Raw genomic sequence first — 12971 nt, 5'->3', positions numbered from 1 at the left:
GCGCACAGACCCCCGGCCGAGGGCGGCCGCGACGCGTTCGGTTCTGGACGACCGGGTGCACATGGCCGCCGGCCGCCACCCACGCACCCGAGCCCCCACCGAGGAGCCGCCGCGATGTTCACGACCCGCCCCACCCTCCAGGGCACCTTCGGCATGGTGTCCTCCACCCACTGGCTGGCCTCGCAGTCCGCGATGGCCGTCCTGGAGGGCGGCGGCAACGCCTTCGACGCCGCCGTCGCCGCCGGGTTCGTCCTGCACGTCGTCGAGCCGCACCTCAACGGACCCGCCGGGGAGGTGCCCATCCTCCTCGCGCCGGCGGAAGGAGACGTGCGGGTGCTCTGCGGACAGGGGCCCGCGCCCGCCGGGGCGAGCGCCGCGCACTACCGGGCGCTGGGGCTCGGTCTCGTGCCCGGCACCGGCCCCCTGGCCGCCGCCGTGCCCGGAGCCTTCGACGCGTGGATGGTGCTGCTGCGGGACCACGGCACCCTGTCGCTCCGTGAGGTGCTGCGGTACGCCGTCGGGTACGCCGAGGACGGGCATCCGCCCGTCGAGCGGATCGGCGAGACGGTGGAAACGGTGCGGGCCCTCTTCGAGGCGGAGTGGACCTCGTCCGCCGAGGTCTACCTGCCGGGCGGCAGGGCGCCCGCCCCGGGCGAGCTGTTCCGCAACCCCGCTCTCGCCGCGACCTGGCGCCGCCTGACCGCCGAGGCCGAGGCGGCGGGCGGCGCGGACCGGGCGCGGCAGATCGACGCGGCCCGCGCCGTGTGGCGCCAGGGGTTCATCGCAGAGGCGCTCGTACGGCAGGCCGCGCGCCCCACGACGGACACCACCGGCGACCGGCACGCGGGAACGCTGACCGCCGCCGACCTGGCCGGCTGGTCCGCGACGTACGAGGCGCCCGTCACGTACGACTGGAACGGCTGGACGCTGTGCAAGGCGGGCGGCTGGAGCCAGGGGCCCGTCTTCCTCCAGCAGCTCGCACTGCTGCCGCCGGAGCTGCCCGCGTACGGCTGTGCCGACTGGGTCCACCTGCTCGTCGAGGGCTGCAAGCTGGCGATGGCGGACCGGGAGGCCTGGTACGGCGACGCCGCCGGCGTGCCGCTCGACGCGCTGCTCTCGCCGTCGTACAACGCCGGGCGCCGCGCCCTGGTCGGGGACCGGGCCTCGCTGGAGCTGCGGCCCGGGAGCCCCGGCGGGCGTACGCCGGTGCTGAGCGCGCACGCGTCGGCCGTCGCCGCCGGGGAGCCCGGAGCCGAGGCCGCGCACCCGGCCCCGGGAGCCGGTGAGCCCACCGTCGCCGGGAACGGGGCCACCTGGGGCGACACCTGCCACCTGGACGTCGTCGACCGCTGGGGCAACATGGTCGCGGCCACGCCCAGCGGCGGCTGGCTCCAGTCCAACCCGGTGGTGCCCGAACTCGGCTTCCCGCTCGGCACCCGGCTCCAGATGACCTGGCTGGACGAAGGGCTGCCGAACACGCTCACCCCCGGCCGGCGGCCGCGCACCACCCTCTCACCGACGCTCGCCCTGCGCGACGGAACCGCCGTGCTGGCCTTCGGCACACCCGGCGGCGACCAGCAGGACCAGTGGCAGCTGCACTTCTTCCTCGCGGTGGCGCTCGCCGGCCGGACGGCACGCGGCGGACTCGACCTGCAGGCGGCCGTCGACGCGCCGAACTGGCACACCGACGCGTTCCCCGGCTCCTTCCATCCGCGCGCGATGCGGCCCGGCAGCGTAACCGTCGAGTCCCGCACGGACGCGTCCGTCGTCGAGGAGCTGCGCCGCCGGGGGCATCGCGTGACGGTCGGCGGGCCGTGGTCGCAGGGGCGGCTGTGCGCGGTCGCGCGCGACCCGCGCACCGGTGTGCTGTCCGCCGCCGCGAACCCCAGGGGAATGCAGGGTTACGCGGTCGGGCGGTGACGGCACCGGGGGTTGCCGCCGTTGTCAGCGTGGCGTGCTTTGCTGGAGACATGATCGATGACAAGTTGTCCGACGTCGAAGAGGCCGTGCGCAAGGCGGCCGCCGCCGAGATCGTCCCCCGGTACCGGCAGCTCGCCGCGCACGAGATCGTCGAGAAGACCGGGCCGCACGACCTGGTCACGATCGCCGACCGGCAGGCCGAGGAGCATCTCACCGCGTCCCTGACCCGGCTGCTGCCCGGTTCCGTGGTCGTGGGGGAGGAGGCGGTCCACGAGGACCCCTCGGTGTACGAGGCGCTGCGCGGCGACGCGCCGGTGTGGATCGTGGACCCGGTGGACGGCACGCGGCAGTTCGTGCGCGGCGAGGCGGGCTTCTGCACGCTGGTGGCTCTGGCGCACCGGGGGGAGGTCCTCGCCTCGTGGACGTACGCGCCGGTGCTCGACGAGATGGCCGTGGCGGTGCGGGGCGGCGGGGCCCGGCTGAACGGCGCGGCCCTGCGGGCCGGTGTGCCGGGCTCGTGCGCGACGCTGCGGGTCGCCACGTCCCACCCGGACTTCAGCAGCGAGAACCAGAAGGCGGCGCTGCTCGGGCTGAACACCCCGGGCGTCGAAGCGCGGCCCTGCGGGTCGGCCGGTCTGGAGTATCTCGCGGTGGCCCGGGGCGATCTGGACGCCGTGGCGTTCAGCTGGGAACTGGCGTGGGACCACGCGGCCGGGCTGCTGCTCGTCGAGGAGGCGGGCGGTGCGCACACGACCGTGGCCGGGGAGAGGTTCCGCCTGGCGGGCGGCAACGCGCTGCCGTTCACGGCCGCCCGGGACGCGGCCACGGCGGCGCGGGTGGCCGCCCTGCTGGGCGGCGGGGCGGCGTAACACCCGGGCGGGCGCGGCGGGATGGGCGCGTGCTTCCGGCCACCCGCCCCTCCCGCCGTCCGCACACCCGGGGCCGGGAATATCCTGGCACCCTTGGCCATCGGCTGACGAAGGAGTCCGAAGGTGCCGTCGATGCTCGATGCCGTCGTCGTGGGGGCGGGACCCAACGGACTGACCGCCGCTGTCGAACTCGCCCGCCGGGGTTTCTCGGTGGAGGTGTTCGAGGCGCTGGACACCGTGGGGGGTGGCGCCAGGACCGAGGAGCTCACGCTGCCCGGCTTCCGCCACGACCCCTGTTCCGCCGTGCACCCGCTCGGCGCCGGGTCCCCCGCCTTCAACGCCATGCCGCTGGACCGGTACGGGCTCGAGTGGCTGCACGCGGAGCTGCCCATGGCCCACCCGTGGCACGACGGCACGGCCGCCGTGCTGTCCCGGTCGGTCGCCGAGACCGCCGCGTCGTTCGGCGCCCGGGACGCCGGCGCGTACCGGCGGCTGGTCGCGCCGTACGTGGCCAAGTGGGACACGCTGGCGCGGGACTTCATGTCGCTGCCCTACAGCGCGCTGCCGCGCGACCCCCTGACCCTGGCCCGGTTCGGGATCGACGGGCTGCCGCCCAGCACGTGGCTGTTGCGCCGCTTCAAGGACGACAAGGCGCGGGCGCTGTTCGCCGGTCTCGTCGCGCATGTCATAGCGCCCCTGGGCGGGATCGCGACGAGCGCGGTCGGGCTGGTCTTCGCCCTCGCCGCGCACGCCGGCGGCTGGCCGATGCCGCGGGGCGGTTCGCAGTCGGTCTCCGACGCCCTCGCGGCGTACCTGCGCGACCTCGGCGGCGTGGTGCACACCGGCTTCGAGGTCAAGCGCCTGGACGACCTGCCGCCGGCGCGCGCGTACGTCTTCGACACCTCGCCCACCGCGCTGGCACGGATCGCCGGTCTGGGGCGGGCGTACGAGAAGTACCGGTACGGCGCGAGCGTCTTCAAGATCGATTACGCGCTCGACGGCCCTGTGCCCTGGACCGCGGAGGAGGCCCGGCGGGCCGGCACCGTCCAGATCGGCCCGAGCAGCGGCGAGATCGCCACCGCGCTGAACCAGGCTTCGGGCGGCACGGCCCCCCGGACGCCGTTCCTCATCACGGCCCAGCCGAGCCTCGTCGACCCGTCCCGGGCCCCCGAGGGCAAACACGTCTTCTGGGCGTACGGCCACGTCCCGCACGCCTGGGAGGGCGACCTCACGGAGGCGGTCGAGCGGCAGATCGAGCGCTTCGCACCCGGCTTCCGCGACCGGGTGCTGGCCCGCGCCACCGCCGGACCGCCGCAACTGGCCGCCCGCAACGCCAACTACATCGGCGGCGACATCGCGTGCGGCGCCGCGACGGGCCTCCAGCTCGTGCTGCGGCCGAAGGTGACGCTCTTCCCGTACGCGACACCGCATCCGGCGGTCTTCATCTGCTCCTCCGCGACTCCGCCGGGCCCCGGGGTGCACGGCATGTCGGGGCACAATGCGGCGAAGGCGGTCTGGCGGCGGCTGCGCACGGCCTGACATCGCCTGCAAGGAAGGGAGAACGGCTGGATGGCGGTCATCACTCTCGTACGCGGTGACATCACCGAGCAGCACGTCGACGCCCTGGTGAACGCCGCCAACTCGTCGCTGCTGGGCGGCGGCGGAGTCGACGGCGCCATCCACCGCAAGGGCGGCCCCGCCATCCTGGCCGACTGCCGCCGCCTGCGCGCCTCCCACTACGGGAAGGGGCTGCCGACCGGGCGCGCGGTCGCGACCACGGCGGGACGGCTGAACGCCCGGTGGGTCATCCACACCGTGGGCCCGGTGTGGCAGCCCGATCAGGACCGTTCGGAGCTCCTCGCCTCCTGCTACCGCGCGTCACTGGACGTGGCCGCGGAGCTGGGCGCGGTCAGCGTGGCGTTCCCCGCCGTCTCGACCGGTGTGTACGGATGGCCGGTGGACGACGGCGCGCGCATCGCCGTCCGCACGGTACGGGAGGCGGCCGGCGGGTCCGTCGCGGAGGTGCGGTTCGTACTCTTCGACGAAACGGCGTACGCGGCGTTCGAGGCGGCCCTGGCAGCCGCACCCTGATGTCGGATTCTCGCCAGCCCCGCGGTCCGGCCTCCCCGATGCTGGAAGCATGCACACCGACACCGAGCGTTGCGTCCGCGCCGTCCAGTCCAAGGACGCGCGTTTCGACGGCTGGTTCTTCACCGCGGTCCTGACCACCCGGATCTACTGCCGCCCCAGCTGCCCGGTAGTGCCGCCCAAGGTCGCGAACATGACCTTCTACCCCAGCGCGGCGGCCTGCCAGCAGGCCGGCTTCCGGGCCTGCAAGCGCTGCCGGCCCGACACCAGCCCCGGCTCCCCGGAGTGGAACGCCCGCGCCGACGTCGTCGCCCGTGCCATGCGCCTGATCGGCGACGGCGTCGTCGACCGCGAAGGCGTCCCCGGCCTCGCCGCCCGCCTCGGCTACAGCACCCGGCAGATCGAACGCCAGCTCCTGGCCGAGCTGGGCGCGGGCCCGCTCGCCCTCGCCCGGGCCCAGCGCGCCCAGACCGCGCGCCTGCTGATCGAGACGACGCCGCTGGCCATGGCGGACGTGGCGTTCGCCGCCGGCTTCTCGTCGGTGCGCACCTTCAACGACACCGTGCGCGAGGTCTTCGCCCTCTCGCCCAGCGAGCTGCGCAGCCGCGGCGGGAAGCAGCGGCAGACCCCGGGCGCGATCTCCCTGCGTCTGCCGTTCCGGGCCCCGCTCAACCCCTCCAACCTCTTCGGCCACCTCGCCGCGACCGCCGTCCCGGGCGTCGAGGAGTGGCGCGACGGGGCGTACCGGCGCACGCTCGCCCTGCCGTACGGCCACGGGATCGCCACCCTCACCCCGCACCCCGACCACATCGGCTGCCTGCTGTCCCTCACCGACCTGCGCGACCTGACCATCGCCATCAGCCGCTGCCGCCGGCTGCTCGACCTCGACGCCGACCCGGTCGCCGTCGACGACCAGCTGCGCACCGACCCGCTGCTCGCCCCGCTCGTCGACAAGGCCCCCGGGCGCCGGGTGCCGCGCACGACCGACGCGGCGGAGTTCGCGGTACGCGCGGTCCTCGGCCAGCAGGTCTCGACGGCGGCGGCCCGTACCCACGCGGCCCGCCTGGTCACCGCCCACGGCACGCCGGTCGACGATCCGGCCGGCGGACTCACCCACCTCTTCCCGGGACCCGCCCGGCTGGCGGCCCTCGACCCCGGGGCGCTCGCCCTGCCGCGCAGCCGCCGCACCACCCTGACCAGCCTGGTCGCCGCGCTCGCCGGCGGAGAGCTCGCACTCGGCTTCGACAGCGACTGGGAGGGCGCCCGCGCCGAGCTCATGGCGCTGCCCGGCTTCGGCCCCTGGACGGTCGAGGTGATCGCGATGCGGGCGCTCGGCGACCCGGACGCGTTCCTGCCGACCGACCTCGGCGTCCGGCGGGCCGCGCGGGACCTGGGGCTGCCGTCGACCCCGGCGGCGCTCACGGCGCGGGCGGCGGCCTGGCGGCCGTGGCGGGCCTACGCCGTCCAGTACCTGTGGGCGACCGACGCCCACCCGATCAACAACCTGCCGGTATGAGGAGCGCGTACATGCACACGAAGACAGGCAAGAGGACGCGGCAGCACTGTGTCGTCGACAGCCCGTACGGGCCGCTGACGCTGGTCGCGACCGACGGCAGGCTGTCCGGCCTGTACATGACCGAGCAACGCCACCGGCCGCCGGAGGAGTCCTTCGGGGACCGCACGCCCGGGATCCTGCAGGAGACCGTCCGGCAGCTCGACGCGTACTTCGCCGGGGAGTTGCAGGAGTTCGACCTGGAACTGACCCTGGACGGCACACCGTTCCAGCGCAGCGTGTGGGCGCAGCTCCGGCTGATCCCGTACGGCGAGACCTGGACGTACGGCGAGCTGGCCGAGCGCCTCGGCAACCCGGCGGCGTCCCGGGCCGTCGGCCTCGCCAACGGCAGGAACCCGGTCGGCATCATCGTGCCGTGCCACCGGGTCGTCGGCGCGGCCGGAAGCCTCACGGGCTACGGCGGCGGCCTGGAGCGCAAGCGGAGGCTGCTGGCGTTCGAGGCGGGCGGGACGGGGGCGGCGGGCCGGCTCTTCTAGCCGCCGGCCAAGGAGGTGAAGGTCTACCGGGCCGGAGTGGCGGAGGTGGAACCTGACGTCCCACCCGCGCCGCGAGATCGGATCCCGCCGGCTGCTGGACTTCGTCGCCGGCGAACCCCTGCGCTTCACGCCGGGCTCGCGCTACCGGTACTCCACCTCCGACAACATCGCGGTGGCCCTGATGGCGGAGGCCCTTAACGCCTTCATGCGCGCGTACGCGGGCGGCGCGCTCTTCCCGGACAAGACCCGCAAGCAGCAGACGAAGTGGGTCGCGGGCTCTTCCGTGAACCCCGGCCCCGGCCGCAACAAGGCCGGTCTGGCCCTGTTCCGGTACGAGATCCGCTGCGGCGTGGTGTACGGCCACACCGGCACGATCCTCGGCTACACCCAGTTCGCCGCCACGCCCGACGGCAGGCGGTCCATGACGTTCTCCCTCAACACCCAGCTCGGCGAGGGCAACACACCGGAACTCGTGGCCCGGATGCGCGAGGTCCGGGAGGACTTCGTCTGCGAACTGCTCCGCCGCTGAGCCGCGGAACCTCCGACGGCGGCCGCCCGGCCGCCGTCGGAGGGCGAGCGGCTACTCGGTGACCGGGGTGAACGGGTCCGGAGTTCCGCCCGTCCAGCGGTGCAGGACCGCCCGCGCCGTCTGCTTGGTCACCCCGTCCTCCACCACCGTCCCGGCCTCGACGAGGTAGTACCGCCCGTCGCCGAGCGAGATCAGCCCGTACTGCCCGCCGGACTCCCACCCGTACGTGCCGGACGCCTCGTGGTGCAGTCCCTTGCGCAGCAGCGGCAGGAGTTCGCCCCGCTCCGGCACGGGCTGCCCCGTGACCGGACCGGTGACCGGGCGCTTGGAACCGTCGGCGACGAAGAGCGAGTAGTTCGGGAACTGCGGCTTCGCGCCCTTGTAGACGGCCATCAGCCAGTTGCCCGAGTGCTCGTCGTACTCGAGGTTCTGCACGCCGTACCGGGTGTTGCCCGTCCGTACGAAGAACTTGCCGTCGACCTCCGAGGGGCCGCTGGTGTGCGGCGCGCTCTCCGGCAGCGGGCGCTCGAACCTGCGCCATTTCCGCACGTCGTACTGGAGCAGGACCTGATGGTCGTTGTCCTGCCGCTTGACGTTCGAGTAGACGCCGTAGGCGACCGTCAGGACCTGCTTGCCGCGTTTGGTGCGGCTGCCGCGGTCGAACTCGGGACCGAAGGCGACCCCGTCGATGCCGCTGCAGCCGTACCGGTGGTCGGGCGTGTTCGCGGTGTCGCCGTCGAACTTCCCGTCGCCGTTCATGTCGGCCGTGTAGTCGTCCACGACCTCCTGGAGGTGCACCGTCGACACGACGTCGCTGGTCCGCGCGTCCATGCCCATGCGGTCGATCCGGTCCACGTCGAGGATCGCGATGTAGAACGCCTTCGCCGCCTTGTACTCCAGCGAGCCGTAGACCCTCCCGTCCTTGACGTTGTAGTCCAGGTCGCCGAGATGTCCGGTGAATCCGGATACGGACCCCACTGCATTCCCGCGCAAATCGGTCTTGACGAGGAGGTTGGTGAACGAGAAGTACATGAACCCCTTGTGACGGTCCACCGCGACGCCCTGCACGTGCCCGGCCTTCCACGCCCCACCTCTTATCTCGGTGGGCAGGCGTCCGGCCCCCGGTCCCTCCGCTACCGCCGCGCCGGCGCTCTGGGCCACCAGGGCACCGGCGGCCAGGACAGTCAGGACTCCACGGGCGAATGTACGCATGGGCTCTCCAGGTCTCGTCGAGGAACGGAGCGGGACGGAAGCGGGACGGGAGCGGGACGAAGAGTGGGGCTGTGGAGATGGGCCGAGGGGCGGGCGGGGAGCCGAACCGGCGGCGACGCCTGACATGCTGGGCCGTGCCGTGGTCCGCCCGGTGCACTCCGGCGCAACGCCGGGTGAAGGCGCCGGGTCAACAGACCGTAGGGGCCGCGCGGTCCGTCGGACAGGCGCGAATCAGCCGAGCACCAGCCGCGCCGTACGGTGGGCCAGTTCGGTGATCCGTACCCCGTCGAACCCGAACACCGCGCTGCGCACCGTGTCCTCCAGCGGCTCGGTCCACTGGCGCCCGATGCCGGCCGCCCCGCACAGCACGCCGGCCACCGAGCCCGCCGTCGCGCCGTTGGAGTCGGTGTCCAGGCCGCCGCGCACGGTCAGGGCGAGCGTCCGGGTGAAGTCGCCCTCGCCGTACAGCAGTCCGGCCGTGATGACGGCGGCGTTCGGGACGACGTGGATCCAGCCGAGCCGGCCCGTCTCCTCGTCCATCGCGGTGAGCGTGTCCTCCCACGCGGCGCCGGCCGCGTGCAGGGCGAGCGTGTGGCGGACCGTACGGGCGAGGCGGCTGCTCGCCGGTACGCGCTCCAGCGCCGCCTCCAGCGCGGCGCGCGGCCCGGACGCCGTGAACGCGGCGGCGACCAGGGCCGCCGCCCACATCGCGCCGTAGACGCCGTTGCCGGTGTGCGACAGCGCGGCGTCGCGACGGGCCAGCGCGGCCGCCCGCTGCGGGTCGCCCGGGTTGGTCCAGCCGAAGATGTCGGCGCGGATGAGGGCGCCGATCCACTCCTGGTACGGGTTCTCGAACGTGGCGGTCAGCGGCGGCCGGAGGCCGTTGGTCAGATTGCGGTACGTCGCCCGCTCGGCGGTGAAGGTCTGCAGGTACGGCAGGCGCAGCAGCCACAGTTCGCCGACCTCCTCGGTGGTGAAGGCGAAACCGTGGGTCTCCAGCAGGTGCAGACCGAGGATCGCGTAGTCGACGTCGTCGTCCCGGCAGCTGCCGCTGATCCGGCCGCGCACGCAGTGCCGCCATTCGGGACGCAGTTCGAAGCCGCCCGTCCCCGGCGGGGGCTCGGGCAGGTAGTCGGTGAGAGGGAGCGCGCCGGTCAGCCGCAGGTAACGGTCGATGCGGGCCCGCGTCCAGTAGTCGCCGCGCTCCACGGGCTTGCCGAGCATGTTGCCGGCGATTCGGCCCAGCCAGCCGCCGAGGATCCGGTCGGCCGTGTGCGTGGTGTGTGGCGTCATGCGTCGGGTCTACCCGCTTCCCCTGGTCGACTATGGGAGGTTTAGACGGTTTTCACTGATATGCGAGACAGGGGGCGTGGAAGCGTTCGATCCCGCCGATGCGCCTGACGACCCACTATGGGCATTAAAAAGATGACAAATAGGCTTGGCGCGCCGTTCGGGGCGCCGTGCCACGCCGGACGCCCATGGGCAGGGGGCCCTTCCTGCGGATATGGTCGGGGCGGCGCGACTGCCTGTTCGAAAGCAAGGGATAGCAAGGTGACGGACGGAGCAGTAACTGAGACCGCCCGCGTGCTCGTCGCGGCGGACAAGTTCAAGGGCTCGCTCACGGCCGTGCAGGTCGCGGAGCGGGTGACGGCCGGGCTGCGGCGGGTCGTCCCCGACGCAGTCGTCGAGGCACTGCCTGTCGCCGACGGCGGCGACGGCACGGTGGCCGCGGCGGTGGCGGCCGGGTTCGAGCGCCGGGAGGTACGGGTCACCGGACCGCTCGGCGAGCAGCTCACGGCGGCGTTCGCGCTGCGCGACGGCACCGCCGTGGTCGAAATGGCGGAGGCGTCGGGCCTCCAGCACCTTCCCGACGGCGTCTTCGCGCCGCTCACCGCGACGACGTACGGCTCCGGCGAACTGCTGCGGGCCGCCCTCGACGCGGGCGCCCGCACGATCGTCTTCGGCGTCGGCGGCAGCGCCACCACCGACGGCGGCGCGGGCATGCTGGCCGCGCTCGGGGCGCGGTTCCTCGACGCGGCCGGCGAGCCGGTCGGGCCCGGCGGCGGGGCGCTCGGCGACCTGGCCACGGCCGACCTGTCGGGCCTGGACCCGCGGCTGGCCGACGTGGACCTGATCCTGGCCAGCGACGTCGACAACCCGCTGACCGGGCCGAAGGGCGCGGCGGCGGTGTACGGCCCGCAGAAGGGCGCGACCGAGGAGGACGTGGCCACGCTCGACGCGGCGCTGGCGCACTACGCGTCCGTACTCGGCCCGGAGCCCGCGGACTCGCCCGGCGCGGGCGCCGCGGGCGGCATCGGCTACGGAGCGCTGATCGCGCTCGGGGCGAGCTTCCGGCCCGGCATCGAGGTCATGCTGGACGTGCTCGGCTTCGCCGAGGCGCTGTCCCGCGCCACCCTGGTCATCACCGGCGAGGGCTCCCTCGACGCGCAGACCCTGCACGGGAAGGCGCCGGCGGGTGTGGCGGCGGCGGCGCGCGCCAAGAACAAGGAGGTCATCGCGGTCTGCGGCCGCCTGGCTCTGCCCCCGGAGGTTCTCGGCGGGGCCGGCATCCGCCGGGCGTACGCCTTGGCGGACCTGGAGCCGGACCCGGCCCGTTCGATGGCGGAGGCGGGACCGCTGCTGGAACGCGTGGCGGAGAAGATCGCCCAGGACTTCCTGACCTGACCCACCCCGGGGGCGGGCGCTCCCCCGAGGGGCGTCGCCCGCCCCTTCCCGAACCCCGGCCCCACTCCGCTCCCGGCCCGCCCGGGCTCCCGCGCCCGGGCACCGGGGCCCGGGGCCCGGGGCGGAGCCGCGGCGGTCTCCGGCCGTCCCCGGCGGTCCCCGGCCGTCACTGGCCGGAGAGCCGGAACGCGTCCAGGGCCAGGGTCATCTCGATCAGGTCGCGCGGTCGCGACAGGGAGCGGGACGTCAGCTGCTCCAGCCGCCGCAGCCGGTTGAACACCGTGTTGCGGTGGCAGTACAGCCGCCCGGCGGTCCGCCCCGCCGACCCCTCGCACTCCAGCCACGTGTCCAGCGTCTCCAGCAGCACCGCCCGGTCCGCCGGGTCCAGACCCATGAGGTCGCCGAACACGTCCGCCACCAGCCGCCGGGCCAGCTCCGGCTGACTGACCACCAGCGCCGTCGGCATCCGCTCGTCGAGCCGTACGATCCCGGTCGCGTCCGGCGCGCACGTCCGCAGCGCGAGGTCCGCGAGCCGCCGCGCCCTGCCAAGTCCGGCCAGACCGTCCGCCACCGGGCTGATCCCGCCGGGCCCCGGGCAGCGCCCGGCGAGCAGCTCCGACAGCGCGTCCAGCGTCTGTTCGCCCAGCGCGACGACGCCCACCTCGCAGTCCGTGCGCATCCGCCAGATGAACCGCATCCCGGCACCCTGGATGCGCCGGTGGAACGGCTCGCGCCCGTCCCGCCGCTCCAGCCGCAGCACCACCACCGCGTACCGCCCCTGCTCCGGCAGGTCGAGGCCCGCCGCCGCGCGGGCCGCGAGAGCCGGTGAGGCCTCGCCCTCCAGCAGGGCGTCGAGCAGAGCCTGGAGCCGTTCGTCCGTACGCTGGCGCAGCTCCGCCTCGGTCGCCCGGTACGCCTCCGAGGCGATCGCCGTCTCCGCGTCCACAGCGGTGAACACCGTCGTGGCGGCCCGCATCAGCACCGCGAGCTTTTCCGGATCGCCGCCCGGAGCCCCGGCGGACCCTGCCGAACTCTCAGCCCCCTCCGCTCCCTCCTCCGCTCCCTTCGATCCCGCAGCACCGTCCGACCCCTCCACCCCCTCCAGCAGCGCGTCCCAGACCAGATAGCCCGCCTGGCGGTACGAGTGCACGAGCAGCTCCAGCGGAAAGCCCTGCTGGGCCCGCCGCCGCCCCGTCCACTCGGCGTATTCCAGATCGCGGCGCGGCTGCGACCTCGGCGCGGAGATCGCCTCGATGCCGATCCGCATCGCCCGCTCGACCTCCTGCCAGTGCTGGTCGTGCGACAGCACCCGTGTGTACAGCGGCGAGTGCGCGTTCAGCTCCCGCACGTGCCGGTCCACCAGGTCCGGCAGCCGGTCGAGCAGCGCCGTGCACGCCTCGGTCAGCACTGCCCAGTCGTGCCCCGTCCTTGCTCTGCGGCCTCCCATGGGCCGAGAGCGTGCCACGCGCCGGGCCGTCCCGACAGCCCCCTGACACGCGGTGTTGTGCGCGTGCACAACCGGCCCCGGCTGCGGCTGGTCACCGGCAGCGGTTCTGCCGCCAACCGTGGACGCCGCCCGTGCGCCGGTGCTGAGGTGAGCGCCACCGAACGGCCCGAGG

The 12971-nt window shown here is 74.2% G+C and carries 10 protein-coding genes and 1 pseudogene; 8 read left to right on the top strand and 3 right to left on the bottom strand.

Annotated features, from left to right (window positions below; translation table 11 throughout):
* Positions 1-114: 114 nt before the first annotated feature.
* The 7 genes and pseudogenes from AC07FK_RS19370 to AC07FK_RS19340 all read left to right on the top strand — a co-directional run.
* The gene (locus tag AC07FK_RS19370; protein WP_479106114.1) at positions 115-1920 is read left to right on the top strand and encodes a gamma-glutamyltransferase family protein; all 1806 of its coding nucleotides are present in this window, start codon (positions 115-117) and stop codon (positions 1918-1920) included.
* 50 nt (positions 1921-1970) lie between these two features.
* Complete coding sequence (locus tag AC07FK_RS19365) at positions 1971-2789, top strand: inositol monophosphatase family protein (protein ID WP_479106113.1); 819 nt, start codon at positions 1971-1973, stop codon at positions 2787-2789.
* Between the two features lie 123 nt (positions 2790-2912).
* Positions 2913-4328 carry a phytoene desaturase family protein gene (locus tag AC07FK_RS19360; protein ID WP_479106112.1) on the top strand — a complete coding sequence of 472 codons (1416 nt, stop codon included), beginning with the start codon at positions 2913-2915 and terminating at the stop codon, positions 4326-4328.
* Positions 4329-4358: 30 nt separating this feature from the next.
* Positions 4359-4880 carry an O-acetyl-ADP-ribose deacetylase gene (locus AC07FK_RS19355; protein WP_479106111.1) on the top strand — a complete coding sequence of 174 codons (522 nt, stop codon included), beginning with the start codon at positions 4359-4361 and terminating at the stop codon, positions 4878-4880.
* A 49-nt stretch (positions 4881-4929) separates the two neighbouring features.
* The gene (locus AC07FK_RS19350) at positions 4930-6393 is read left to right on the top strand and encodes an AlkA N-terminal domain-containing protein (protein ID WP_479106110.1); all 1464 of its coding nucleotides are present in this window, start codon (positions 4930-4932) and stop codon (positions 6391-6393) included.
* An 11-nt stretch (positions 6394-6404) separates the two neighbouring features.
* Positions 6405-6926, top strand: a complete 522-nt coding sequence (locus tag AC07FK_RS19345) for a methylated-DNA--[protein]-cysteine S-methyltransferase (RefSeq protein WP_479106109.1) — start codon at positions 6405-6407, stop codon at positions 6924-6926.
* Between the two features lie 52 nt (positions 6927-6978).
* Positions 6979-7455, top strand: a pseudogene (locus AC07FK_RS19340) (serine hydrolase); the annotation flags it as partial.
* Between the two features lie 51 nt (positions 7456-7506).
* Here AC07FK_RS19340 and AC07FK_RS19335 read toward each other — a convergent pair.
* Entirely contained in the window at positions 7507-8667 is a 1161-nt protein-coding gene (locus AC07FK_RS19335; protein ID WP_479106108.1) for a hypothetical protein, read from the bottom strand.
* A 231-nt stretch (positions 8668-8898) separates the two neighbouring features.
* Positions 8899-9960: an ADP-ribosylglycohydrolase family protein gene (locus AC07FK_RS19330; protein ID WP_479106107.1), complete on the bottom strand. Its 1062-nt coding sequence runs from the start codon at positions 9958-9960 to the stop codon at positions 8899-8901.
* A 258-nt stretch (positions 9961-10218) separates the two neighbouring features.
* Here AC07FK_RS19330 and AC07FK_RS19325 point away from each other — a divergent pair, with 258 nt between their 5' ends.
* A complete protein-coding gene (locus AC07FK_RS19325) occupies positions 10219-11352 on the top strand; it encodes a glycerate kinase (RefSeq protein ID WP_479106106.1) in 1134 nt (377 codons plus the stop codon).
* Between the two features lie 166 nt (positions 11353-11518).
* Here the strand turns inward: AC07FK_RS19325 and AC07FK_RS19320 are convergent, their stop codons facing one another.
* On the bottom strand, positions 11519-12799 hold the full coding sequence (locus AC07FK_RS19320; protein ID WP_479106105.1) for a PucR family transcriptional regulator: 1281 nt from the start codon (positions 12797-12799) through the stop codon (positions 11519-11521).
* Positions 12800-12971 lie beyond the last annotated feature (172 nt).

It is taken from the genome of Streptomyces sp. NPDC046122 (assembly GCF_056429965.1).
Note: the sequence above shows the minus strand (reverse complement) of the source record. Positions and strands in the feature narration are given on the sequence as shown.